This is a genomic window from Mesorhizobium sp. (genome assembly GCF_004963255.1).
GTDB lineage: Bacteria > Pseudomonadota > Alphaproteobacteria > Rhizobiales > Rhizobiaceae > Mesorhizobium.
The window spans coordinates 147,028-172,800 of record NZ_SUGA01000004.1; the positions used below are offsets into that span (position 1 = coordinate 147,028).

The following is a 25,773-nucleotide window of genomic DNA, read 5'->3' on the forward strand; positions in this document are numbered from 1 at the left end:
GCATTCAAAAGCACGGTTCCGCCTGATCGGCCCGAAAGCCTATCGATGCCATTGCCACTAATTCGATCATCGAAGCTCACGATGCTTGCGTTGTCCCATTCGAACTCGGACGCATTCACGATTAAGTTCACGCCGTTCGTAACAATCTTGGCGCCATTCTTTAATACCATCTTTGACACTGAGATGTTCTCCGCGCCAAAATACCCGCTTCCGGAAGCGCTGGTGGCAGAGATGCTGAGAGTTGCGCCATCTAGAACTAGGACAGGAAGACGTTTTAAACTGGCATCAAATGAGAAAGGATCCAACTTCTCCGCGAGGTATTCGGGCGGCTTAATCTCTCGCGGAAGGCTGGCTGAATCCACAATTGTCCCCGGCCCATACATTATCATCCCGCCTGCCCCGGCCGGGGCGGATAGTAAGAGCACAGCTCCCAACGCAATCAGGCAGCGGAGGCTCATTGGTTCGGTCCATGTTTCTTAACGACCTGTCCGATCTTGACGAACGGAGCCGCTGCCTTCGAGGCCCCCTTCGAAGTCAAGTCGCCTCCGGGCTCGGGCCAACGAACAAGTAAATCTCGCGTCGGGTCCCAAAATGTAAACATGTTTGGAACAGAATGTTGCGCGACGAGAACAGTCATAGGTTCGTCACCCGACCGCCAATACCAATCTTGGCCCTGTTTAATAAACGACGCACCTATTGAGCTGTCGTACTCGTATTCAAGAGCAGCTACTGGCACCACAGCTGGGTTAACCTGGGGGGCCGAAACCGCCCCCGCAAATATCGGACTAGCCGACAGTAGTGCCCCGACGGCGAGCCCCGTGTTAAACGATTTCGGATCGCTTCCGCGTCCTCCCGCCTGATGCATCCCTACAAAGTCAAACTTGCCATCAAAAATTGGCGCTCCCGAACTGCCCGAGTCGGTGTCGCACGTATGATGAATCTTTGTGTCCGCTATTCCAGGGTCTGACGTCTTGCAATCAAGGCGAGTTAAGACCAATGAGCCCGGGCCAGGAAAGTGCAGCATAAATAAATCCTCACCCGCACCCACGGGAGAGTCGGGCAACTTGAGCGAAGCCCCGGAGAACTCAGCGATTGGCTCTTTGCTCTCAATTATTACGAAATCATTCTGCTCGCTCTCCTCGGCGAACGCATGCTTCAGCTCATATACTTTTTTGGCGCCGTCGGTATGTGCCATCCAGACATAAGACCGAATATACCCGACATCTCCCCCGGCCTGGTCGTAAAAACAATGTCGCGCAGTGATTATGTATTTCGTCGAAATAGCCAATGCCGAACAAACTGCGGTTACGGTTGACCCCCCACTATCGTCCGGAAGCTCCAAACTAAGCTGCCCGACCATCTTTGCCAAAGTAAAATAGTCTGATGCCGGTGAGACGCTCTCTCGTCGCGATGCAGGTGCCGAGCTCTCTGTCGCGTATAATTGCGACGAGCTACCCGCAAAACAAAGACCCAACGCAGCGCAGATTCGGTGAAAATCCTTCATTTGGGCGTCTTAATTCGCTGGTAATTTTCCCAAACCAACCTCAAAGAGCGCAGCCTCTGCTTCGCGCCTTCGCAACAATCCTTTTACGCCAGGCCAAAGCCTCATCATGCTTCTTATTTCGTCAGGAATTAGCTTGAATTCTCCCTGCACCATATGCTTGCGTATATTTCGCATCTCGCGATATCTGCCGGAGCCGTCGCTCGTCTCCGGAACGTCAAACGAAGGGCCCCGATTATATGTCAACGAGACTAGCGCCCCGCGACAATCTTCAGATAGCGCCTTAAAATTCGGAAGACTTCGTTGAGTTAACGCGACATACTTCTGAATCTCAATGTCGAATTGAGTTCGTGCGGGTTCCCACAACACTTCAACATCGGAAACGTTAGGCACTAGATCGCGAGCCGCATCGCCAGTAACGCCGCACGTGTGACTTAATGTCTTTATCGCGGAGTCATTGTTCAAGATGTTAGACCAATCGTCTTTCAATCCCGCTACAGTTACATAGCCGATATCATAGCCTAAACCGATCGTTATACCCGATCTACCTCCTGGCCATACCGGCTTTTGATACCGCTGCTTATAAAGCGTCTCGCTAGATACCTCAAAGGCGATGATTAGGCTGATCGCGTCGGGAGATATCTTTAATTTGGAAGGCTTGAGGCGGCTGGGGGCTCGCTCTAGCTTCAATGCAGGGAAGTTTTCAGCAAACTCACGGAATTGGTAATTTACTTCTGACAAATCGCTTGAGTTCTGGAAATCTTTGAGAGCCAATTGGACAGTCTCAGACGGGCTGGTCGCTTCTGCAGAACGTAGGCTCAAAAAATGGAATCCAGAGAGGACAGCCGCGCCCAAAAGCATTTCCCGCCGGGTGGGCAGGCTAGCTCCTATAGCAGAGTTTATCTGTCCCTGGCGCCGCACGCTCCCTCTCCGCTTTGCCTAGAGAGCAAAAGCAAAGCACATGCTTCCTATAATATCAAGCCGCGCGCGGTGAAACCAGGTGTGCGCGGCAATCTTGATCGAACAGTTCGCCAGGTGGGAGTGGGATATACACCAGGTGTCGCCCCGTGTTTGCGGCGACAGTAGCCATTTGCTGGGCGGTAGCTTAGAAGACAATCTTGCAGAGCGGTGGGATCAGCGACAGGAGGGGGAAATGGAAGCAGGCCTAACCAAGGCGATTTGGATCTATGTGCCGGAAGAAGAGGGGAGCGAGTCTTGGACTGGGCGCCTATGGTACGAAGACGACCAATTCCGGCGTTGGAAATTTGAGACAATCCGGCACGCCGACCTGAACAATGTTTACGACAACGGTAAATTTCAGAATGCCAAACCAACCGTCATACTTCTGGATCATCAGCGCCCAGCGACACTAATCCGCCCACTTGTGCTGCGTGTGGACCCGGGCAAGTACGGGGTCACCGATCCATTTGTCCGCACAAGACTTGAGGGGACTTTCCACTCTCTCCTTACCGGCCTGGCTATTGAGGATGAGCACGAAGCACGCTTCGAAGGGGTTAGTTTCGAGTCCCAAGCTTTCGGCGCTTGGTACGGTGGACGACACTTCGTCCCCACCATGGGCGAAAGCCACCGCACGATGAGTATTGAGGTGACGGCACCCGAATCTGAGACAACTGTCGTCGAAGGCCTCGGCACCGTCGTGGCGACAAACGTTGCGGAGGTGAGGTCTGACCACAGCACGAGCGAGATACGCTCAAACTCGCTTCTCAAAATCACCTTCGACAATCTGCGGTCCCTGTCTGATGTTATGGATTTGTGCCTTGGCTTGGAACTTACTTTCGGCTTCCTCGCGGGTTTTCGACCGAAACTGCCCATTTTCCATCTCCGGCCTCAAGCCCCTCCTGGTTTCGACAGCAAATCTCCAGTTCCAATTGGAGAGCTTGAGCTTGGCGGTGTTCACTTCAAGGATGTTCCGACGCCGCACCCATTCGAGCGTATTAATCGATGTGGGAATGACGGTACCAGTCTCTCAGGTGTCCTTAGGAATTTCACGGCTGCCCCGGTAGATATTGTCACCCGCATTTACGCAGTGCAGCAAAGTCGATGGTTTAGTAGCTCGCTCAATGACAGGTTTGCGGCTGTGATGCCTGTGTTCGAACAGTATGTCCAAGCCACATTCAAGGACGCAGAGGAGGAAAGTTATCTAGCCTCCGAAAAGGCGTTCTTCGCCTACGTCGACGCTGCCGAAAACGATGAAATCAAGGAGTTTTCAAAAAAACATCTCAAGCTAGTCAACAAGAAAGCGCCGTCGCTGCCATCCCTGATCGAGCGGTCGATCGAGGCTTTAAACCTTTTGGGGTTCAGATTCGATCCGAAGTTGGCCAAACGCATATCAGAACGCCGGGCAACGATGTTCCATTCGGCGCCCTTGATGAGCGAAGCCGACGTGCAATCCTTTTATGAGGAGACGCAAACTGTAACCGCCCTACTGATGTTGCGAACCCTCGGCGACCTTGGTGTCGATGTTGCAGGATTGGCCAACAATTATCACGCTTTGCCGGAGTTCACTCGCTTTATGAAAGAGCGCCCCACGTACGAGGCTGGATAGGCTTGTTGAATATGGTCAAGCTCAGTCCAGCTTCACACAGGCAGCGGCGTGGCCCAATCCGATATTGCAGATATACTCAAAGCTCCCGAGCCAAATAGCGCTGTAGTTGAACTAATGGCATGGCAGACCGTTGGGAAATGCGTACGGAAGCGGGTACTGGCTTACTTGGAAAGATCCTTGGACACCCGAGAGCGCGGCGGCCAGCGCAACAGTTGGCCGATAAGCAGGTTTCACCGAGAAAACTTGATGCCAACATAGCGGACGTGACATGGTCACGATACTATGCAAAAGCCGTCTGTTCGAAACAACAAGAGAGCGATGTCTTGCTATGGCAGTGAGCACCAGCGTTCGAACCTGTTACATAGTGGCCCCCGCTAACAGCAACCTAAAGACGCTGACAGAGGCACTTCGCCAACGAGACATCCGTATTGTCGTTCCCGAAAGGCACCCTGAGGGCCAATCGTCGGCGATGACAAGCATTCTGGCAGACACCGACCTTGTCATAGGTGTGATGACAAGGGAGCGCCGCTCGGACTGGGTGCTTTTCGATCTCGGCCAAGCTTGGGGAATGGGCAAGCGGATTCTGCTCTTCGCACCCCCGAACGCCTCGTTTCTTCCGTCTTATCTCCAGCGATTCCTGACAGTTCGTGCAAACCTGTCTAATCGCGAGGCGATAGCATTTGCGCTCGATCAGCTTTTGGCCGCCCCTGCATCCAGCTTCGCTCAAGAGCGAGTACCTACCGCCGCGCGAATTTTGGGGCCGGCAGCCGACCGTTATCTTCAAGGGAGTTATCAACTCGGTACAAGCTCGCCTTTGGAGTTAGAGCGTCTGGTCGAGAACGCGCTGAGAGAAGGCGGCGTAGACGTCGTTTCGACCGCACCGGGTCGAGAACAAGGTGTTGATCTAGCTATTTGGTCCGACGCGTTGCAGGCCTCCGTGGGCAATCCGCTATTGGTCGAGATCAGGTCTAGGCTGCGCGAGCCCAGTCTCGCCAGTGAAGCCGTCCGGCAACTGTCGCAGCAGGTTGCGGCGTCGGGAAGCTATTGGGGCCTCCTGCTTTATGGCGACGGCGAGCAGACAACGCTCCGGGGCTCACTACCGCCCAACGTGCTTTTATTGTCTCTTAAGACGCTCTTTGAGCGGATGCGCCACGAGCCCTTCGATGACATCATACGTGACCTGCGTAATCGTCGTGTCCACGGCGGATCAATCTAGTGGTCGCGATCAATCAAAACATGATCCAAGGCTTTGTCGACGCCGGCGTCAACGGAGCGACGACTGCAGACAAGGGCAAAGCATTAGAGGACTTGATCTGCTACTTGTTCGACCTCGTGCCGGGCATCGCGATTACCCATCGCAACGAAAAGAACGAGTTCGCGACCGAAGAGATCGACGTTGCACTCTTCAATGAAGGCTTGCCGTTTCTCCCCAACATCATCCTCGTCGAAGCCAAGAATTGGTCGAACCGTGTCGGCAGCGTCGAGGTTGCCTGGTTCCTTACAAAGCTTGCGAACCGGGGACTGGATTTTGGTATTCTGGTGACCACTTTGGGGATCACCGGCGACGCCGGCGATCTGACAGCGGCGCACCAGACAGTGGCTATGGCACTCCCGCAGCGTCGCAAGCTTATTGTTCTCACCATCGACGAGATCAGCGCACTGGCAGATACAGATGAACTGGTCAAACTAATAAAAACGAAATTGTGCGACCTCGCCGTTAAGGGTACAATTGGCTAATCGCATTAGATCGCCACATAATCCGGTAAAAGTACTTCCCAAAGCGTGACAGTGTGAAGCTTAACGCGCTCGACTACTCAGCGATCCCAAGAATGTAGTGCCGTGGCACACATTTTGGGACGAGGACTTCATAGTCTAAGAACCTGCTCCATCGCGCTTTGCCACCCATCGTATCTTCGCGCAATTCTGGCCGAAACCAGACATCCCAATCCATTTCATGGAATGCCCGCATCGTCTTGAAGCGGCGCGCACCTGCTCCACGCCCGATCCTAACCTCGACCCCCTTTAAGAGGAGGATTTCAGGGGAGATCGCCAGCATCATCGGTCGACGAAGCCGATCGACACCGCGATCCTTTGGCATCAACACCGTCTTGAAGAAGGAAATAAACACGTAGTCGACGAGACCGTCTCTTGCGTCGAAAAAATTTGTAAGACTGTTCCCCCCGGGCATTTCGGGGCGGATGCCGCGCGCGGCGGCCTCAGCCTTCAAAAGCAGACCGTGCTTGTCGATAGACGCCTCATTGGCTCGATCAGAGAAGTGATAAAGCGCACCGCCCAAGTGCTCATGGATTGCGGCGACTAGTTGGGCATCGCCCCATTCCTCTCTAGCCTTGGCCATTGACCGCCTCCGAAATCGCCACTGCTCCTGTCGTTTTTGAACGAGCAAGAGAGGGCCGCATGTCCTGGTCTTCGCCGAAATGGCGCAAAAGTTCGCCCGCCCGAGCTCAACGTAGTCCCCGGTGCAGGAGCCGAGCGGGGCCAGTTTCCGCGTCTGCGCCAGGTGCCGGCTCGCAACACGCAAAACGCTGGCTTCAACGAGCTTCCAGCGCCGACTAACGGGTGATTCAGGTCACCTTTTTGCCGTCGATATAGAGGTTCTTACGGACGAGGTCAGGCCGAACGTCATCCTCAACACGGACGTAGTGCCCCTGCATGATCAGATCGATCATCTCCTGCTCCGTGCGAACCAATACGCGATTAACGACTGTGTGCTGCTTCCTGCCAAACTTCTTGAAGTCGCCAAGGACATAGTATCCGTTCTCTTTAACGGCATATCTCTTTCTGCCGGTCTTTGGCTCCAAGCGATAGACGCGCATTTCTTCCCTACCCTTATTTGAAAGCACAGCGGGTCAGCTACTTCCATCTTGTTGGACCAAGCGGGCTGTCTGTGGATCGTAGCGGAACTTGGTAATAGAACCGTCCCGAATCTTCTCCACTGCCTGGTCCACCGCCGACAAGGGAACGAGATACCATTCCCTCGGCTTCACTGGATTGCCGAAACGATCTTCGATTGTCAGGTCGAGGCGGGCTGGCGCGAATATGCGATGCAGCAGGTTTTCCAGCCTAGTCCGGTTGATGTTGAAAAGCTTGTAGGTGGCTACGACATCGACATCCGCGAGCAGATAGGTTGCGTCCAGCGCGGCGTGAGCAATCCGCGTCTCGACCTTTCCGCCAGTGACACCAATCTTGTGAATGAGTTCCCTATGCGGCACGATGCCTGGATGGTCGGACTTGCTTCGCAGAACGTAGATAGTCCCGCTTTCGAGGTCTCCATCGTCTGCCATTTCGCCGAACAGCGGCCCTGCTGATGGATCAGTGATGCGTCGCCCTGCCTCGTCCTTGTAAAGCGCGCGCTGGAGCGACCGACGCAGCAAATTGCTTTGGGTCCCGTTGGAGTAGATAACACGCAGCCGGGCGTCGTATTCCCCATTTGGGGCTTTGAAGGTTTCGCCAACTTCGGCCACGTAGGCGATTTGGCCGCCAAGAATGAAGAACTGGCCTTCTGTGATGTCCGCTTTCAGGAAACCGGCATCCTTCACAAACGAGCGGGTTGTCCTGACACCGGTGTCGAGGTCGCGCTGAACGTTGGTGAATAACGGCTTGAACTTCCCAAAATCCGGGCAGGGATCGCGGTTGGCGATTTCCTCGGCGGCGCGCTTCTCAGCGCTGGTGCGGACATGTCGAAGGTCGGTAATGTCAGACGATCCGATCGCGCCGCCCAACTCGGCAAGCAACTCGTCCGCATCCATCGTCTCTATGGGCGCGGCAACAGACGCTGCCCCGCCAAGAAGCCCTAACCGGTCGAGAGGCGTTAGAAGCGAACGGCACTCTTCCAGCATGCGCAGCCGGTCGAGACGCACGGCATAAAGCCGCTCGAAAATTTCGCGGTCCTCACCGTGCTGCGGCGCATGGCCATGCTGCTCGGCGAAACGTTGGATTTCGTCAAATCCGGCGACAATCCGCTCCTCCCGTGACGAGCGGCCGCCCTTCTTTTCCGGGACGGCGAAATCGTCGAGTTCGGCCCGTAGGCTGTCAAGGTCGAGGTCACTCATAGCGGCCCTCGTCCTTGAATCTCACAAAGGCGGCCGCTCCCTCCGCCACCCGTTTCTCCCAGGCATCGTTCGAACTGATGGACGGCAGCCGTCCCCGTTCCTTCTTGAATTTCACCGCGCGCACCGCAAGTTCCTTGGCTTCCTCCGGCGTCAGGCTGGTGCGTTTGCCGGCGATGGCGGCGGCTACCTGTTTCAGGCTGTCCTCGCTCATTGTCTTAGCGAGAATGGCGTAAGCCTCGCCGAACGGGTTGATGCGGTCGATTAGATCGATGTCCAGTTCGCGTACGTCCATCGCAAATTTTCGCACACCGTCGATCAGGGCAGTGTTGGATGGCGGTTCGTTGTCGCCGCCGCCAAGTGCGATCTGTTTGGCCTGCTGCGTCAGGTTGAGGGCGGCGATGGCGTGCTGGCGCACGGCCTCCTGATCCTCCTCACCCAGACCGGGGTATTTGTCCTTGATAATCTTGCCCAACCTGACCTGGGTCAGTTCCTCCGGCACCAGTTCCTCGTCGAACAGGCCGCGCTCTATCGCCGTCTTGTCCTGAACGAACGCGGCTATGACCTCGTTCAAATCCTCTCGGCAGATGCGCTGCCCCTCTTTGCTCATCGGCTCGGCAAGGCCCTTGATCTCGATCTGGAACTCTCCAGTGTTTTCATTGAAGCCAACATTGCACTTGTTCGGATCATAGCCCCCCTCGCCATAGTTGAAACCGGGCGTCGGGCCGCTCGTAGGATACTTCGGCTTGAACTCAAAGCGCGGAGCGAGCACCTGTTCCATCAATAGACTGGCGGCGATGGCTTTCAGGGTATCGTTAACGGCCTCGGTGACGGCCTCCTCGGAAGCGTCCGGCTCGGCGATGAGGTTGGTGAAACGGGCGCGCGTCTTTCCAGGGGCGTCGCGGGTTGCGCGCCCGATAATCTGGACGATCTCGGTCAAGCTCGACCGATAGCCGACCGTCAGCGCGTGCTCGCACCAAATCCAATCGAACCCTTCTTTGGCCATGCCCAGGGCGATGATGATGTCCACATGATCACGGTTGTTCTTCTGGCCGGGGTCTTTCAGCGCGGCGGAAACCTTGTCCCGCTTTGCCGCATCGTCATCGACAAGATCAGCGATGCGCAGGATGCGGCCATCCTTCGCCTTGACCAACTGGAAGCCAGTAGTGGGGTCAGATCCCTGCCACGCGCCCAGTTCTTCGATGATGTGCTCCACCTCCCTGATCTTGTCCTTCGTGCTTTCGCGCGAATTGACGCTTGGGATGTGGATGATGGTTTTCTCGGCGGGATCGAGGACTTTGAGGATATCGTCGGCATAGGGGCCGGAATAGAAGAAATAGCCAATATCGAGGGATTTCAGATATTCGTAGCCGTTCAGTTGCTCGTAGTAGGTGTAGGTGACCGTATCGAACTTCTCCTCGTCCTGCGGAGCGAGAACGGGCACTGCGTCGCCCCGGAAATAGGAGCCGGTCATAGCGACGATGTGCACTTTGTCACGAGCGATGAGTTGCCCAAGATGCTGCCCGAGCCTGCTCTCGGGGTCGGCAGAAACATGGTGGAACTCATCCACGGCGATCAACCGGTCGTCAAACTTTTCGATGCCGAACTTCTCTACCGCGAATCGGAAGGTCGCATGCGTACAGACCAGCACTTTGTCGTCGCCCTCCAGGAAGACGCCAAGTGAGTTGACCTTGCCGCCGTTATCCGAACCAGGAGCGTTGCAGAGATTCCATTGCGGCTCGACGGCCCAGTCAGCCCAGAAGCCGAACTTGGTCAGAGGCTCGTTGTTGAAGCTGGCGCCGATGGACTTCTCAGGCACAACGATTATAGCCTGCTTCAAGCCCTGATTGGTCAGCTTGTCGAGGGCGATGAACATGAGCGCCCGGCTTTTGCCGGAAGCCGGAGGTGACTTGATGAGAAGATACTGCTCGCCGCGCCGCTCATAAGCTCGTTCCTGCATAGGCCTCATGCCGAGCGAGTTGGCTTTGGTCGAGGAGCCGTTGCGGGCGTAGGAGACCGAAACGGATGGGACCATTTTCTTTTCGTCGGTCATGCTCTTTCCTTCGCCCCTCGCTTGTTCTTTGCCCCGGCTTTTTGGGCGACCTCCGGCGACGCGGCCATCTTGGTGTAGAGGTCGAACAACTTCTCTAGGCGCTCCGTATCGTTACGGAACCGTCGCCCGATGTAGATGCGCTCCAGCACATCGTCATTGTGGTCATGCGCTTCGCGCAGATCGACCGGCATCTTAGAGACGCCATCCTTGACCTCGTACAGGTCAGCCAATGAATCGGGAAAATGCGCCTCTCGCGCGAGCGTAATCTCAGCAGCGCTATTGGTCAGGTCCGAGACATTCTTATTTGTAAGAGCGGGAAGTGGGAACGTATTCCAACCAAGCGTATTGGAATAAGAGTAATCTGATCGCAAGCGGCCGCAGATTGCGGCAACCCATGCCAGATGTAGTTTCGATGATAATATTGCCAAGCACCACAGAGGCGCGTTTCCAATAAAAAAGGTCTTGTTGGTTGGAATTACACTTCCATCAACCAATCCGGCAGGAAAATACTCACGATTCTCCGATGACACGATCGGTATCAGTATCTTCCGTTGCTCTTCCCCTTTACGTTCACGAAATTGATGCGGCCTGGCAGCCAGTTTGTTGACCGCAGCGTCTTCAGTTTCTAGTCGGTCCTGGCGAACAGCCTCAATTCGGCGACGAACCTCTGGAAACTGATTAGCTATGCCGAGATCGGCATCATCAAGCCAAAGGCAATACCGCTCCACGCCATTGATAAACTCAGTTGACCCGAGAAATCGCTTTAGCAGATTGCTTGGAAAACCGCGTTGCGAAAGGTCGCGTGCTTCACTTGGCTCCAACATCAATCCGGCAGATTTAGAATAGTAAACACCATAGTCCATCGCGACGGAAGTAAACATCGGTCGCCGCGATGGCGGTACAATATCTATTTTGTGCTCTGTCAAATACGGATTTATATTTTCAACCGACCGCCTATTATCGCCAGTCATCAGATATCGTTCACCACCGGCGTCGGCATCCAATCCTACCACTATCACCGTTACGCCAGCACGGTTTTTGGCCAAATTCGACCAAATAAATGAGGTGTAAGCGAATCGTATTCGGAACCCCAAATCCCTTAGAACCGCCCACGTGATCGGCACCTGTTGCCCCTGGCAAAGGCTATTCGTTGCGACAAAGGCGAAAGGGGCCTGGCACTGTTTATTATACTGTGCCGCTTTAACCAGCCACGCGCCCACGTAGTCTACGTTCTTCCACTTCGTCGTGTATCTAGAGAAGACGGTTTCCAGATCGCTCTTTTGTTCATCAGTCTGCTTGCGGGTTCCCGTGAAGGGTGGATTTCCACAGATATACGTCTCCCCGCCTTCGTTCTCGAAATCGATCTGCGCTTGATCCAAAGGCGTGGGAAACAGGTCGTCCGCATGGTGCCTCACCCCAGTCCCGATCGGGGGACAGATGCTCAACCAGTCCAGCCGCAAGGCATTGCCGCAAGTGATCCAGTTCTGCGCGTCGAGCGGTAGAAATTCGGCCAGCGCCTCTTTTTGGCCGCGATAGAGCACGTCACACTGAAACTCCGCGACGATGAGCGCAAGGCGGGCAACCTCCGCCGGGAAGTCGCGCAGTTCGATGCCCCGAAAATTGGTCAACGGGATTTCGGTACGTCGGTCGTCCTCGCCTCGCCGCTTGTTGATCTCGGCTTCGATGGCCCGCATTTCCTTGTAGGCGATGACGAGGAAATTGCCCGAGCCACAGGCCGGGTCAAACACCCTGATCCGCGACATCCGTTTGCGCAGGTTGAGCAGCATGCGGGCATTATCGCCGGCCTCTTCAAGGCGCGCGCGCAGTCCATCGAGGAACAGCGGATTAAGCACTTTCAGTATGTTCGGCACGGACGTGTAGTGCATGCCGAGAGCGCCGCGCTCCTCATCGTCAGCGACCGCCTGGATCATTGAGCCGAAAATGTCGGGGTTGATCTTAGTCCAGTCGAGACCACCAATATGAATGAGGTAGGAACGGGCTATCTTGCTGAAACGTGGTACGTCGATATTGCCCGAAAAAAGCTCTCCGTTCACATACGGGAAGGTGTCGGCCCACCTCGGCAGATTAGCCGCCTTCCGTTCGGCGATCTTCGTATTCATGGTGAGGAATAGCGTGCGGATGACCTCGTGGGTGTTCGACGAGTCGCGCGCGCTCATCTGCTCGACCGTGGTCGTGAAGAGGCCGGTACCGTTGAAGATGTCCGTATCCTCGGCGAAGAAGCAAAAGATCAGCCGCGCCATGAAATGGTTCATCTCTGCGCGGCGCTCGGCGGCATCCCAATCCGGATTTTCTTCCAGCAGTGTACGGTAGAGCCTGTTCAGACGGCCGGTGGCTCTGATGTCGAAGGAGCTCTCTCGTATCTGCTTAACGGTCGTGATGCCGGCGAGTGGCAGGAAGAAACCGAAATGATTCGGGAAATCGGCATAGGCACAGGCAACGGTTTCGCCGCTCGCCAGGTCTTCGGCCTCAAAGGTGTCTCCGTCTGTCGCCAGCGCAAATTTCGCCCTGGCCCTGACCGTGGCCGGGCTGGCTTTCAGCATACCAAGCGTCGCCGTGACTTCGCCGGGAGCGGCCACGGCGATATGGATGTTGCTAGTCTGAAGCACGCCGCCGGCAAGGTCGGACTTATTCGACGCACCCGCCCGTAGCTTTCGGATCGTCGTTTCCTTATTTCCGAAGGCTTGCAGGAAGAGATAAGGGAACTCGGCAGGATCAAAGGCCTGCTCTGCGAGAGCCGTAATGGCTTCCTCGATCTCGACTGCGTTCAACGAATGCCCCTCCGAAGTCATCGGCACGATGAAGAATCACCGAAGTGCCGACTGTCCTTCTGTTATCTCACCAGTCTGTTCTGTCAAAAGACGCCGACCACAACGCCCCCGCCCAGTCCGGCCAACTCAATCCGCCAAGCGGTTGCTCTCGATCAACTGGTCGAGGAGTGTTCCCTCGTCGGGATAAGGTGGCGGCTGAGGTCCTGCTTATCCGCAGTCTAGACCGCGACGGCCCGCAGGCAACAGGGGGGCCAGGCAGGATTTTGCTACCTGCCGCGTGGCCTATTTCCAACGGATGTGCCTGTTAAACGATCGACCTCCGCCAGCCGGTATAGGGAAAGTTGACGCGAGCCATGAAGCGAGCGGCTGCTCGTCGTTGGATCAAGTCCTCAGGCTATTTGATGGATGGCTCTGTCCGAGTCGGAACAATCGCCTTCTGGCGCTTCTTCAGATCGTCGGCGAGCACGCGTAGATGCTTCTCGATCAGACAAAGAGCGGCGAGCGCTCCGCAGATGATCGAGGCGGCAGCGAAGCCTACAATCGCACCGAAAATGACGCCGGCCTTGGGGAGATAAGCATTGCCCCATAGAGCGCCGGCCCCAATGATGATAAGCGCGACAAAGACGTTCATGGTCGACAGCATGTTGACGAGTGCTCGGCTCATTGTCTCCCCCTAAGTTTGCTTTGCCCGGCAGCGGCAATGCCGTTCGTAATATCTGATTTTTGGATAATCCGGATATCGGATTACCGGCGGGTTGATCACTGGTCAACCGTTCAATGCCGAAGTCGGTCCACTCCACGCGCCACAGGATGGTTGCAGCGGCGCTGGCCAGTCAGCGGCGCGCAAAGGGGATGTCACAGACCGAGGTAGCGAAGGTTCTCGGCCGGCATCAACCATTCATTGCGAACATCGAAAGCGGCGAGCGCCGAGTCGATCTCGTTGAACTGATGGATATCGCTAAGATCATCGATTTGGATGTGGTTGCGCTGGTGCGCACTCTTCAAGACAGCCCGGATTGATGCTGCCGCCGAGCGGGTTAACTTGCAGGCGGTGAATTTCCTCGACCCTTGTGACTTTTAGCAGGTACAGACTATTTGCCAACCGACCCACCCTTGGCGTTAGGGTCGTGGCGGGCCGTGCTAGCCCCGCTGAACAGCGGCAATGTTGTTCCGGGGAAAGGGGCTCTCCGGAAAACGTCAGCGATTTGAGCCCCGTACTGGGCGCGTAGCGTTGCGGCCAAATCTATTGGCTCCATGGCAAGGACATAGAACCACTCCTCGCCCGTCACGGCATACCTTTCCACGATGCGTTTCCAAGCATCGGGTTCGCGGAACCGGCGGTGCAAGGTCATGTGAATTTGCCGGCTGATCGGATACGGAGACCACGGGGAGTAATAGTCCTCGCAATGCATCTGGAGGTTTTCCGTGGAACCGGAGATCGAGCATCGCTCCGGCTTCGCCAACCAGCCACTGGCGATGAAGTGGTGTATGAGTTGCCAGCCGCGAACTCGCTCCTCGTGGGTGAAACCGTTGTAGAGTGGCATCCGTGGCCACTTCCATTCCGGCAGGCCAGTGGGTTCGAAGAGGCTCATAGATTTTGCAACCGGATTCAAAATCTGACACTGCTAGGCGGCGTTTCGCTAATCATTTTGCTATACAAAACGCAGTGCGAAAGCAAGGTAACTGATTGATATTAATTGATATTATTTTCGCCTTGGCTCTGGCCCGGGGAGCCAACAATTCCAAGATCTTCAGAGTTTTTCAGAGCAGCCAAAAATCGGCTGATCTGCGGCATATCTACACAACTCGACTTCGCTGGGTGCCGATCTACACCGGAACCGCTCGAAGGGTAGACTTGGCACCATGGATCGCGTTTTTGGTGAGCGGATCGGCCTGCAGAGGGAGCATCGGCGATGGAATTTTCGTGCCCCCAGTCCAGACTTGGGCGCTTCGCCCAGCCGGAAACCTGGCGACCGGTCGTAGTTCGCGGTCATAGATAGCTGTCGCGCCAAGTCACTATATATTAGCAATAGCTTGTATTTATGGGTCCACTGGCAGATAATATCGGTCGGGCATCTGAGGGACTGTCCGATGCGTTGGCCCCTGTTCGTCATCGCGCTCATTATCGGCTTCATTCTCTGGGACCGTTTCGAGAACGACGGCACCTATACCGCTGAAGTCGAGCGGAGTTTCCGTAGCGCTGCGTTGGATATGCCTGGAGGCTTCGGGTGGAAGCCTCCGGCCATCACCGTCAACCGCGACGCGTTTAAACCCTGAACGCCGCGCAGAGTTGATGACAATCTCGATAACCCGATTGCAAGATTACGGTGACAGCGCACCTTCCTTTTGCATTCAGCCACGGGCTGCGGAAATTCAGGAGCACTGGCTTACTGGTTAGCCAACGACGTTAGGCCCAACGCAATGGGCATTCAGTCCAAATTGCTGGTCTTCACGACGCCAAATAACCTCGCGAAGGAAAGGCAGGGGCACATGGCGGGGAAACGGGCGATTGCAGTCAAGGATTGGTCTTGCGCCATGAGTGATGAGATTGGCCGCGTGGTCTTGGCCATAAACTCGACCGAAGGTGAAACGACCTATGTTCTTATGACGATCTTCCAGGCGGCAAAGATTGCCCGGGAGCTGCGGTCGCCAAAGATGGTCCCCCGATACGACATGTAGCCATCTCTGGTGAAAACACTGAGCAGCACAAAGCTGGCTGGCCCGCCTAATTGAAGAAACGGAGCCAGACCGGCGCCACCCACTCCGCATGGGCCAAATTCCCATAGCCATTGCACCGGCGAATTTTGCTTTGCGGCTCGGTCACCCTGCCTTAGCCTCCGCTCAAACACCTTGCCGACAAGCCGATCGCCGGACCATGCCGTGCCCCTGAAAGCCACCGCCCATATCGAGGCCATGTCCGCTTTCGCGCTGGCGAATTTCGGCGGCTATGACCGGCCGACATTGGCGCAGAACGAGAGCGCCTTCCCGCCCAGCCCCAAGGCGATCGAGGCCGGGCGTGACGCCGTCGCGCGCAGCCATCTTTATCCGGACCCAGACTGGACCTTGCTGCGCGAGGCCATCGCAAAAACCTATGGCGTCGAGCGTGACCTTGTCCTGTGCGGCGCCGGCTCGATGGAGCTGATCGCCTGCACGATTGCGGCCTTCGCCGGTCCCGGCGCGGAGGTGCTTGGCACGGACTATGCCTATAATTTTGCCGCCTCGGCGGCAGCCCGTGTCGGGGCGACCTATGTCAAGGCGCAGGAGCGCGGCTTTGAGGTCTCGGTCGACACCATCCTGGCGGCTCTCACACCGCAGACGCGCATCGTGTTCGTCTGCAACCCCGGCAACCCGACCGGCACGCGCATCAAGAACGCGGAACTGCTGCGCCTGCGCGCGGCGCTGCCTGGCGACGTTCTCCTGATGATCGACCAGGCCTATGGCGAATTCGACCACCAGGACCCGCAGGCTGTTTTCGCGCTCGCCGGACGCGGCGACACCGTCGTCCTGCGCAGTCTGTCCAAGGCATACGGACTGGCCGGTGCGCGCGTCGGCTGGGGGTTGTTCGCGCCCCAGATCGCCGCCGAAGTGCGCAAAATGCAGAACTCCAACCAGGTCTCGACGGTCAGCCTCGCCATGGCCGTCGCGGCCGTCGAGGACCAGGCTCATATGCGCGCGACGGTGGCGCGCACATCGGACATTCGCGACCGCTTCGCGCAAGGCTTGCGCGCCGCCGGCTACGAGGTCCCGGAAAGCCGGACGAATTTCGTCCTGGTGCGCTTTGCCGGCACGGCGGCAGCGGCGGCAGCCGACAACGCCCTACGTGGCGCCGACATCTTCGTGCGCGGCCTCGGCGGTTACGGCCTCACCGATTGCCTGCGCATCACGATCGGGCCGCAGGACGTCATGGATCGCACGCTGCGCGCGCTCACCGCCCTGCGGGGTCGGCAATGCTGGTAGGGTTTTTATCCGAGGGGATTTCAAGACGTGACGTCCGACATGCCGTATCTGCCCGCCCGCGATTTCATCGGCTATGGCGAGCAGCCTCCGCAGGCTGAATGGCCCGGCGGCGCAAAACTGGCGCTCAACATCGTCGTCAATTACGAGGAAGGCGCGGAATACTCGATCGGCGAAGGCGACGGTGTTTCCGAATCGATCCTGTCCGACCTTGCCGTCGCGCCCGCCATGCCGGGCTTGCGCAACCGCAATATGGAATCGCTCTATGAGTACGGCTCGCGCGTCGGCGTGTGGCGGCTGATCTCGCTGTTCCGGGACAAGGGCGTCATCCCGACCTTCTACGTCGTGGGGCGCGCGCTGGAGCTAAACCCGGCCGCGGGCAAGGCGATCGCCGCGCTTGGCAGCGACATCGTCTGCCATGGCTGGCGCTGGATCGACTACGCGCCGCTCAGCGAAGAGGAGGAGCGCCAGCATATCGCCATGACGGTGGATGCGGTGCGCAAGACCACCGGCATCGATCCGCTCGGCTGGTACACCGGCCGGCCAAGCCTCAACACCAGAAGGCTGGTCGTCGAGCATGGCGGCTTCCTGTTCGACTGCGACGACTACAATGACGACCTACCCTATTTCGTCGATGTCGGCGGCAAGCGGCATCTGGTCGTGCCGCACAGCTTCGACAACAACGACAGCCGCTTTTCGCGCGGCTCCGGCCTGGAGACCGGCAGCCAGTTCTTCGACTATGTCAGCGACGGCGTCGACTGGCTGTTGAAAGAAGGCCAGAAGACACCGCGCATGATGACGGTGTCGCTGCATTGCCGGCTGGCGGCTCGTCCCGGCCGCATGATCGGCCTGGAGCGATTCCTCGATAAGATCACGGCCAATCCCGAGATCTGGGTCTGCCGCCGCTCCGACCTCGCCCGCCACTGGCTGAGCCGCTTCGGCGTCTGAGCCAGTCATCGGCGGCTGGTCAAGCGGCGGGCCATGCTCCACCGCCCGCCGGCCAACCCTACTTGTTCGGCACTTCGTAGACCTTGCCGTGCCAAGGCGCTGCATCGATCTGGTCGAGCGCCATCACGTAAAGCATCTTCTCGTCGGGCCCGAAGGCGAAGTTCGGCATTGATGGCGACGGCACCGAAAGCGTGCGCAGAAGCTTGGCGTCCTTGTCGACGACGATAATCTTGCCGGGCGCGTCGAGCGAGCGAGGGCTCTGGCCGATATACATCTCGCCTTCCTTGTCCATCTTGATGCCATCAGGCCAGATATGCGGCTGGTTCGGGAAGAGATCGTCGAGCCGCAGGAAGACGCGGCGGTTCGACAGGCTGTGGTCGGACGAAACGTCGAATTCGATGATCCTGTTGTCCTCGGTCTCGACCAGATAGAGGATTTTGCCGTCATTCGACATGACGAGGCCATTGGCATTGTGCAGGTCGCCGGCGACCTTCTTCACGCTGCCATCCTTGCCGATGTAATAGGCCGAAGCGTCGATCAATGGGCCGCCCTTGCCGGATCCGGTGAAATAGACGCCGCCGTCCTTGTCGGGCGCGAAATCATTCGGACCGCTGAACGGCTTGCCGTCCGTATCCTTGTCATAGGCCGGCAGCATCTTGCCGTCGGCCGAGATACGGCCGATGGTGTTGTTGTCGTAGCAGGTGACGAGGAATTCACCGGTCGTCGTCGGCAGCACGGCCGAAGGCCCGCAGCCATCCATCTTCCAGAAGATCGCGTTCTTCTTGCCGTCCCACACATCCACGGAGCCGCGACCGTATTCGACATAGAAAAGCTTGTCCTGATACCAGATCGGACCTTCGGCGAACCACGCGTCGTCGTTGACCACCTTGACGTCGGCCGCGTGAGCCATGGACGTCAGGACCAGGGCAAGCATCGTGCCCAGCAAATGCTGTTTGATCATGCGATTCCCCTCTTTTTGGTTGTTGGAAGTCCTCTTCGAAACTGGTGATTCCAGTGGCCGGCGTTTGCGACTCACGACCGCAGCCGCTTGCCCTCCGGGTCGAAGGGCGGATGCGCGAGCAGCACCGCATCATGAGGCCTGCCCAGTATGGCGACGGTTACCTTGTCGCCGGCCTTGGCGGTTCCGGCCTTGACGTAGCCCATCGCCAGCGACTGCTCGACAAAATAGCCATAGGCTCCCGACGACACCTGGCCGATCGGCGTGCCGTCCGGCAGGAAGATCGGCTCGCCACCGGTGGCGTCGGCATCCTTGGCCGAGACGGAAAGCATGATGAGCTCGTCCCGCGCCGGCTTTTCGGCAACGGCGAGATAGGCGTCACGATTGAGAAAGTCCTTGTCCGTCTTGATCAGCCTGTCGAGCTTGACTTCCTGCGGCCAGTATTCCGGAGAGTATTCGCGACTCCAGCTGCCGTAGCCCTTCTCGACGCGCAGCGACATCAGCGCTCTCGAGCCGACCGGCCCGGCGCCGACTTCTGCGCCCGCCTTGAGCAGCGCGCTGTAGAGCTCGACCTGGTCGGCAGCCTTGCAGTGCAGCTCCCAGCCGAGATCGCCGGTGAAGGAGACCCTGAGTGCCACGACATCGACGCCGGCCACGGTGATCTGGCGCGAGCGCATGAAGGGGAAGGCCTCGTTCGACAGGTCGTCATTGGTGAGCCGCTGCAGCAATTCGCGTGATTTCGGTCCGGCGACGTTGAAGCCGCCGAGCTCCTCGGTGCGCGAGCGGAAGGTCGTGCCTTCCGGCAGCGGCACCGACTTGAAGAAGCGCTGATGAAAACGCTCGGCCATGCCCGAGCCGATCACCATGAACTCGTCCTCCGCCAGTCTGGTCACGGTGAAGTCGCCGGCGATGCCGCCGCGCTTGCCGATCAGTGGCGTGAGGCAGGAGTTGCCGACCTTGGCCGGCATACGGTTGGCGAAGAGCGCGTTCAGCCAGGCTTCTGCGCCCGGACCCTTCACTTCGTATTTGGCGAAATTGGAGATGTCGATGATGCCGGCATGCTCGCGCAGCATGCGCGCCTCGCGACCCACCGGCCCCCACCAGTTCTGGCGCGTGAAGCCGACCGTTTCCTCGCGCGGCTCGCCTGCCGCAGCGAACCACAACGGATGCTCCCAGCCGAAATTGAGGCCGAAGACGGCGCCCATTTCCTTCTGCATGTCATAGACCGGCCGGGTGCGCACCGGACGCCCGGCGGCGCGTTCCTCGTTGGGGAAATGGATCTTGAAACGGTGGCTGTACTGGTCCTGCACGCGGGCCTTGGTGAAAGCCTTGCCGGCCCAATGGCCGAAGCGCGCCATGTCCCAGCCGAACATGTCGAGCGTGGGCTCGCCCTCGATCATCCATTCGGCGGCGAGCTTGCCCATGCCGCCCGACTGCGAGAAGCCGGGAATGATGCCGTTGCAGCAGAAATAATTGCTGAGCTCCGGCGCCGGCCCGAACAGCACGGCGCTGTCCGGCGACCAGATCATCGGGCCGTTGATCACCTTCTTGACGCCTGCTGTGGCGGCGGCGGGAACACGCTGGACGGCGCGCATCATGTTTTCTTCGATGCGGTCGAGATCGTCGGGAAACAGCTCGTGGCCGAAATCCAGCGGGGTGCCTTCCTCGGCCCAGAATTTCATGTTGCGCTCATAGGCGCCGATCAGCAGCCCCAAGCCCTCCTGGCGCAGATAATATTCGCCGTCGCGATCGGCGACCGACGGCAGGCGCCGTCCCATGGAAGCGATTTCGGGAATGGTCTCGGTGACGAAATACTGGTGCTCGGTCGGGATCAGCGGCAGTTGCAGCCCGGCCATGGCGGCGACCTCCCTGCCCCACAGGCCGGCGGCGTTGACCACCCATTGCGTGCGGATGTCGCCCTTCGGCGTGCGCACGATCCAGCTGCCGTCCGCTTGCGCCTCCGTCGCCATCACCGGGGTGAAGCGGTGGATCTCGGCGCCGCGCTGGCGGGCGCCCGCGGCATAGGCCGCCGTCACGCCAGACGGATCGACATTGCCGCCCTCCGGCTCATACATGATGCAGCGAATGCCGTCGAAATCGACCAGCGGATGCAGCCGCTCCGCCTCGTCGCGACCGACCTCGTAGAAATTCATCTTATAGCGCCGCGCCTTGGCTTCCTGCAGCCGCAGCTGATGCTCGCGCGCCTCGGTCTGTGCGAGATAGAGGGAGCCCGGTTGGAAGATGCCGCAGCCCTGGCCGGTCTCGGCCTCCAGCTCCTTGTAGAGCGCCATCGTGTAATGCTGCAGCCGGCTGATATTGGTGGAATCATGCAGGCCGTGGATGTTGGCCGCCGCGTGCCATGTCGAACCCGAGGTCAGCTCGCTGCGCTCCAGAAGCACGACGTCCGTCCAACCGAACTTGGCAAGATGATAGAGGATCGAGCAGCCGATCAGACCGCCGCCAATGACAACGGCTTGTGCATAAGTACGCATAGTTGAGCTTTCTTCCCTTGGTTCGGCGACTTGTTTGGCGCTCTCTGGCAGCGCTTTTGGTATTTCATTTAGCTGACTGAACAAGCGCAGTCGCCGGCTACGTCAGGGGTGCAAAAAAGCACCCCCGACCATTGCTTTGATCGGCCTGGTTTCAGGCCTTGTCGAGCCAGACCTTGTCCAGCTGCAGCTCGAAGGTCTGGTGCATGCCGAGGTTCTTCACATAGGTGGCATGGTGGCGGTAGAGCGAGCGCCAGAACGCCTGGACCAGAATGCCGGAGTCCTGCAGGATGAACTCCACCTCCTTCATCAGCTCCTTGCGCTTGGCCGGGTCGGCGACGGCCATCGCCTCGTTGAGCTTCTTGTCGAACTCCGGATTGGCGTAGCCTGACTCATTCCAGGCCTCGCCGCTGCGGTAGGCGATCGCCAACACCTGCACGCCCAGCGGCCGCATGCCCCAGTCGGTGGTCGACCACGGATATTTCGTCCAGTCGTTCCAGAACGAAGAGCCCGGGATGATGGTGCGCTTGACCTTGAAGCCGGCGTCGCGCATCTGCGCGGCAACGACGTCGGCCGGGTCCTTCACATAATCCGCATCGTAGGAGATCAGCTCGAACTCATGGTCCGTCTGGCCGGCCTCGGCCATCAGAGCCTTGGCCTTGGCCAGGTCGCGCGGAACTTTGGGCAGCGCGTAATATTCCGGATGGATTGGGCAGACATGGTGGTTTTCGGCGACCTGGCCGAGACCGCTATAACCGAGCTTCAGCACCGTCTCATTGTCGACCGCCAGCTGGATAGCGTTGCGGACCCGCTTGTCGTCGTAAGGCTTGTTGGTCACGTTGGTGCGCAGCACGATGGTGCCGGCGGTGACCACCTGCTCCTTGACCAGTCCCATGCTGTCATAGAGGTCGACGGTGCCGCCGACCGTCTGATAGTTGCAGTCGATCTCGCCGGCCTCGAAGGCGCTGCCGATGGCGGGGTTGGAGGCGTCCGATCCATAGTCGACCCAGTCGACGCCGTCGAGATAGGGCTCGCCGCCGAACCAGGAGAAGTCCTTGCGCCGCCTCACCGAAGCCGACTCGCCGACCTTGTAGGAGATCAGCTCATACGGACCGGTGCCTGGTGTCTTCAGCATGTCGGCGCCGTTCTTGTCGAAGTCGCGATGGACGATGACCGCCGGATAGTCGGAAAAGCCCGGGATGATAGTGACGTCCGACTGCCGGCATTTCAGCTTCACCGTATGGTCATCGACCTTGGTGATGGCGCCGGCGGCGGCTTTCTTGGTGGCGGGATCGATCAGTGAGCTCATGCGGCCGGCCATCGAATTGCCTTCGGCCGCCTTATCGCACCAGCGCCCGATGTTGTAGACGATGTCGTCCGCGTTGAAGTCGTCGCCGTTCGACCATTTCACGCCCTTGCGGAGGTGCAGCGTGTATTCGGTGGCGTCGTCGCTTACCTCCCAGCTTTCGACCAGATGGCCCTCGAAGGTGAAGTCGGTGGTGTAGCGGATCATGTAGTCGTTGCACTGGCGCATGACATTGGCGATTTCCGACCAGTCCCAGCTGCGTGGATCCTTCATGTCCTTGATGATCATCTGCATCTTCAGGATGCCGCCCTTCTTGCCGGGCAAGAGTGCGGCGGCCTTGGCCGGCTCGATCCCCGCCATCGAATAGGCGAGCGCCGTGGAAGCGCCCATCACGCTTGCCATGGCCAGGAATTCGCGGCGGTCCATCCCGCCCTTTTTGACTTCGGCTGCGTAGCTTTCGATGACCGCCGGGACGCGGTCACCGTTGCTCTTGAACATCGTCATCGTTGTTCTCCGGTTCAGGGCTTTTTGCCCGTTGCATTCCCCTTGCGGCACGCATGTTAGGGGTGATGCAAAAATCCCGGAAGGGCTCGAACGGCCACAAACCGCAGAAACGCGGCCTTTGAGGCCTAAAAAAACGACGCCATTGGCCCGTCAAATTTTTGAGGGGGCGAAAAGGGCTAAGGTCGCGCGGCGTCTTCCCTGGCCCTGGAGAGGATCCATTCCTTGACCGTGCGCGCGATGTTTCCCTTCGAAAGCTGGCTCTCGGTCAGATAGTAATTCCAGGGGCTTGGCGGCCGCACCGGAAACGGCTCGACGAGCAGCCCGCGATCCATATAGGCGTGCGACAGCGAGCGTTGCGTGGCGACCAGACCGGCGCCCATGGCAGCCAGTTCGAGCGCGATGTTCGAGGCATTGGTCGACAGGCCCTTGTCGTGATCCTCCATGTCGACCCCGAGCGCCTCGGTGACCACCTGCCAGTATTCCTGGCGGCCATGCACGAAGATCCAGTCAACCTTGAGCATGTCCTGCGGCGTCTTCAGCGCATGCTCGCCTTCGAGCATGCTCGGGGCACAGAGCAGGACCAGCTCGTCGTTCCAGAGCGGGATCGCGGAAGGCGGCCGGTCGTCGAAGCGCCGCGTCGAGATGGTGATGTCGGCGATCTGCTCGCTCAAGTCTTCCCAAATCGTGCCGTGCAGCACGATCTCGATCTCGGGATGCTTTTTGCGGAACGCGGCCATGCAGCCCGCCAGCCAGTTTTCCGCAAGGCTCATCGGACAGGAGACGACCACGGTTTTGTTTCGCGATGAAGCGACGATCGCTTCGGTCGCCTGGTCGATCTGGTCGAGCGCCTGGCGCAAGGTCGGCAGGAACGCCTCCCCCATCTCGGTCAGCTTCAGGCTGCGCGGATAGCGGATGAACAGCTGCCGGCCGATATAGTGTTCGAGCGCACGCACATGCGTGCTGACCGCGGCCTGCGTATAACCCAGTTCCTTGGCAGCTGTCGTGAAGCTCAAATGGCGGGCGGAGCTCTCGAACGAGCGGATATAGTTCAAGGGGGGTGGCGGCTTCATCCCGGTCTCCAGCTGCGTAATGTCCATAGCTATCGCATGGGCGACCGGCCGTTCAATCGCAGACAAGCGACATGGCATCGATATTTTTGGCCAAAGCCGCCAAACTAATCGCGTGCCTGCGCGATGAACCCAATTTAATGATGTTGTGAGAAGACAGGGGAGATAAGCGCGTGGCTGTGCCGTCATACCGGCGTGAGGGGCCTGTCGTCAGTTCCGATACGTTCACGCGCCTTGCCGATTTCGTGCTGCGCCGTCCCGCTTCCGTCTTCCCCACAGCGGTACTGGAACAGGCGCGTTACCTTCTGCTCGACACGCTCGGCATCGCCATCGCGGCCGGACCGATGGAAGCAGGCCGGATCGCGCGCGACACGGCCGTGCTGCTCTATGGTTCGAACGATCCGCAATATTCGGCCCGCATGCTGTTCGACGGGCGCCGCGCCAGCATCGCCGGCGCGGCTTACGCAGTCGCCACGCAGACAGACAATCTCGACGGCCATGACGGCTACAGCCCCACCAAGGGCCATATCGGCGTCGCGGTCGTGCCGGCGCTTGCCGCGCTCGCGGAAGCAAGGCCCGACCTTACCGGACCGGAGGCGCTGGCCTCCCTGGTCGTCGGCTACGAAGTCGCCGGCCGGGCCGGCATCGCCCTGCATGCGACGGTCAGCGACTATCACACGTCAGGCGCCTGGAACGCCTTGGGCGTGGCGGCGATCGCGGCGCGTCTGCGGCGGCTCGACGAAACGCAATTGCGCGAGGCGCTGGGCATTGCCGAATATCACGGCCCGCGCAGCCAGATGATGCGCGAGATCGCCACGCCGACGATGCTGCATGACGGCTCCGGCCCCGGCGCCCTCATCGGCCTCTCCGCGGCGGTGCTGGCCGAACGTGGCTTCACCGGCGCGCCGGCGATCACGGTGGAGGCGCCGGAAGTCGCGGCGCACTGGCAGGATCTCGGCGTCTTCTGGCAGTCATTGCATCAGTATGTGAAGCCTTATCCGATCTGCCGCTGGGCGCATGCGGCGATCGACGCGGTGCGCGGACTTTGCCTGGCGCACAATCTTGGCCCCTCCGACATCGCCAATGTCCAGGTCAACAGCTTCCATTGTGCCGCGACCCTGTTCGACGGCATGCCGGACACGACCTCGAAGGCGCAGTACAGCCTGCGCTTCGCCGTCGCGACCTTCATCATCCACCGGCGCATCGGGCTCGAGCATATTTCCGGCGCCGGGCTCGCCGATCCGGCGGTCGCCGGCATGCTCACCCGCATCAGCGTGACCGAGACAGAGCGCCACAGCGCCCGCTTCCCGGCCGGCCGCTGGGCCGATGTCGTCATCACGACCAACGATGGACGCGTGCTGATGTCGGGAGACGTGCACGCGCGCGGTGGCCCGGAAGCGCCGATGATCAGGCAGGACGTCGAGGCCAAATACATGGAGTTCGCCGCGCCCGTGCTCGGCTCCGTCCGCGCCGCGGCGATCCGTGACGCGGTGCTTTCGCTCGACGACCGTGACAGCCGCTTCTCCGATCTCTCGGCGCTGCTCTACGATCCTCCCAAGACTTCGAGCTGA

Annotated in this window: 22 protein-coding genes; 9 read left to right on the plus strand and 13 right to left on the minus strand. The window is 58.8% G+C overall.

What is annotated here, in order from left to right; all coding sequences use genetic code 11:
- Window positions 1-454: 454 nt before the first annotated feature.
- Window positions 455-1,504, minus strand: coding sequence for a trypsin-like peptidase domain-containing protein (locus E5X34_RS07270; RefSeq protein WP_292562618.1), 1,050 nt, complete (start codon window positions 1,502-1,504; stop codon window positions 455-457).
- 9 nt (window positions 1,505-1,513) lie between these two features.
- Window positions 1,514-2,356, minus strand: a complete 843-nt coding sequence (locus E5X34_RS07275; RefSeq protein WP_292562620.1) for a hypothetical protein — start codon at window positions 2,354-2,356, stop codon at window positions 1,514-1,516.
- Between the two features lie 298 nt (window positions 2,357-2,654).
- On the opposite strand from E5X34_RS07275, the gene E5X34_RS07280 reads away from it, so the two are divergent.
- The 3 genes from E5X34_RS07280 (at window position 2,655) to E5X34_RS07290 (ending at window position 5,804) form a co-directional block, all read left to right on the plus strand.
- Window positions 2,655-4,067, plus strand: coding sequence for a hypothetical protein (locus tag E5X34_RS07280; protein WP_292562622.1), 1,413 nt, complete (start codon window positions 2,655-2,657; stop codon window positions 4,065-4,067).
- Window positions 4,068-4,536: 469 nt separating this feature from the next.
- Window positions 4,537-5,283 (plus strand): restriction endonuclease, encoded by a 747-nt coding sequence (locus E5X34_RS07285; RefSeq protein ID WP_292562624.1) that lies wholly within the window; start codon window positions 4,537-4,539, stop codon window positions 5,281-5,283.
- Entirely contained in the window at window positions 5,283-5,804 is a 522-nt protein-coding gene (locus E5X34_RS07290; RefSeq protein ID WP_292562626.1) for a restriction endonuclease, read from the plus strand. Before E5X34_RS07285 ends, E5X34_RS07290 begins: the two co-directional genes overlap by 1 nt.
- 73 nt (window positions 5,805-5,877) lie before the next feature.
- Here the strand turns inward: E5X34_RS07290 and E5X34_RS07295 are convergent, their stop codons facing one another.
- The 6 genes from E5X34_RS07295 to E5X34_RS07320 form a co-directional block, all read right to left on the minus strand.
- The gene (locus E5X34_RS07295) at window positions 5,878-6,423 is read right to left on the minus strand and encodes a hypothetical protein (protein ID WP_292562628.1); all 546 of its coding nucleotides are present in this window, start codon (window positions 6,421-6,423) and stop codon (window positions 5,878-5,880) included.
- 226 nt (window positions 6,424-6,649) lie between these two features.
- On the minus strand, window positions 6,650-6,901 hold the full coding sequence (locus tag E5X34_RS07300; protein WP_292562630.1) for a hypothetical protein: 252 nt from the start codon (window positions 6,899-6,901) through the stop codon (window positions 6,650-6,652).
- Window positions 6,902-6,934: 33 nt separating this feature from the next.
- Window positions 6,935-8,137, minus strand: a complete 1,203-nt coding sequence (locus E5X34_RS07305; RefSeq protein ID WP_292562632.1) for a GIY-YIG nuclease family protein — start codon at window positions 8,135-8,137, stop codon at window positions 6,935-6,937.
- Window positions 8,130-10,187, minus strand: a complete 2,058-nt coding sequence (locus E5X34_RS07310; protein WP_292562634.1) for a DEAD/DEAH box helicase — start codon at window positions 10,185-10,187, stop codon at window positions 8,130-8,132. The genes E5X34_RS07305 and E5X34_RS07310 overlap by 8 nt, the downstream gene beginning before the upstream one ends.
- The gene (locus E5X34_RS07315; protein WP_292562636.1) at window positions 10,184-12,976 is read right to left on the minus strand and encodes a DNA methyltransferase; all 2,793 of its coding nucleotides are present in this window, start codon (window positions 12,974-12,976) and stop codon (window positions 10,184-10,186) included. Before E5X34_RS07315 ends, E5X34_RS07310 begins: the two co-directional genes overlap by 4 nt.
- A 394-nt stretch (window positions 12,977-13,370) precedes the next feature.
- A complete protein-coding gene (locus E5X34_RS07320) occupies window positions 13,371-13,619 on the minus strand; it encodes a hypothetical protein (protein WP_292562638.1) in 249 nt (82 codons plus the stop codon).
- Between the two features lie 134 nt (window positions 13,620-13,753).
- On the opposite strand from E5X34_RS07320, the gene E5X34_RS07325 reads away from it, so the two are divergent.
- Complete coding sequence (locus E5X34_RS07325; protein WP_292562640.1) at window positions 13,754-13,996, plus strand: helix-turn-helix transcriptional regulator; 243 nt, start codon at window positions 13,754-13,756, stop codon at window positions 13,994-13,996.
- Window positions 13,997-14,067: 71 nt separating this feature from the next.
- Here the strand turns inward: E5X34_RS07325 and E5X34_RS07330 are convergent, their stop codons facing one another.
- The gene (locus tag E5X34_RS07330) at window positions 14,068-14,568 is read right to left on the minus strand and encodes a hypothetical protein (protein ID WP_292562641.1); all 501 of its coding nucleotides are present in this window, start codon (window positions 14,566-14,568) and stop codon (window positions 14,068-14,070) included.
- A 499-nt stretch (window positions 14,569-15,067) separates the two neighbouring features.
- Between E5X34_RS07330 and E5X34_RS07335 the strand changes: the two genes are divergently transcribed.
- The 4 genes from E5X34_RS07335 (at window position 15,068) to E5X34_RS07350 (ending at window position 17,878) form a co-directional block, all read left to right on the plus strand.
- On the plus strand, window positions 15,068-15,253 hold the full coding sequence (locus E5X34_RS07335) for a hypothetical protein (protein ID WP_042644823.1): 186 nt from the start codon (window positions 15,068-15,070) through the stop codon (window positions 15,251-15,253).
- Between the two features lie 144 nt (window positions 15,254-15,397).
- Window positions 15,398-15,655, plus strand: a complete 258-nt coding sequence (locus E5X34_RS07340) for a hypothetical protein (RefSeq protein WP_292562643.1) — start codon at window positions 15,398-15,400, stop codon at window positions 15,653-15,655.
- A gap of 201 nt (window positions 15,656-15,856) precedes the next feature.
- Window positions 15,857-16,933: a histidinol-phosphate transaminase gene (locus E5X34_RS07345; protein ID WP_292562645.1), complete on the plus strand. Its 1,077-nt coding sequence runs from the start codon at window positions 15,857-15,859 to the stop codon at window positions 16,931-16,933.
- 27 nt (window positions 16,934-16,960) lie between these two features.
- Window positions 16,961-17,878, plus strand: a complete 918-nt coding sequence (locus E5X34_RS07350; RefSeq protein WP_292562647.1) for an allantoinase PuuE — start codon at window positions 16,961-16,963, stop codon at window positions 17,876-17,878.
- A 58-nt stretch (window positions 17,879-17,936) separates the two neighbouring features.
- Here the strand turns inward: E5X34_RS07350 and E5X34_RS07355 are convergent, their stop codons facing one another.
- The 4 genes from E5X34_RS07355 to E5X34_RS07370 form a co-directional block, all read right to left on the minus strand.
- A complete protein-coding gene (locus E5X34_RS07355) occupies window positions 17,937-18,839 on the minus strand; it encodes an SMP-30/gluconolactonase/LRE family protein (RefSeq protein WP_292562649.1) in 903 nt (300 codons plus the stop codon).
- A gap of 71 nt (window positions 18,840-18,910) precedes the next feature.
- Window positions 18,911-21,328: an FAD-dependent oxidoreductase gene (locus tag E5X34_RS07360; protein WP_292562651.1), complete on the minus strand. Its 2,418-nt coding sequence runs from the start codon at window positions 21,326-21,328 to the stop codon at window positions 18,911-18,913.
- A 151-nt stretch (window positions 21,329-21,479) separates the two neighbouring features.
- A complete protein-coding gene (locus E5X34_RS07365; RefSeq protein ID WP_292562652.1) occupies window positions 21,480-23,135 on the minus strand; it encodes an ABC transporter substrate-binding protein in 1,656 nt (551 codons plus the stop codon).
- 176 nt (window positions 23,136-23,311) lie between these two features.
- The gene (locus E5X34_RS07370) at window positions 23,312-24,205 is read right to left on the minus strand and encodes a LysR substrate-binding domain-containing protein (protein WP_292562655.1); all 894 of its coding nucleotides are present in this window, start codon (window positions 24,203-24,205) and stop codon (window positions 23,312-23,314) included.
- Window positions 24,206-24,375: 170 nt separating this feature from the next.
- Here E5X34_RS07370 and E5X34_RS07375 point away from each other — a divergent pair, with 170 nt between their 5' ends.
- Complete coding sequence (locus E5X34_RS07375) at window positions 24,376-25,773, plus strand: MmgE/PrpD family protein (RefSeq protein ID WP_292562657.1); 1,398 nt, start codon at window positions 24,376-24,378, stop codon at window positions 25,771-25,773.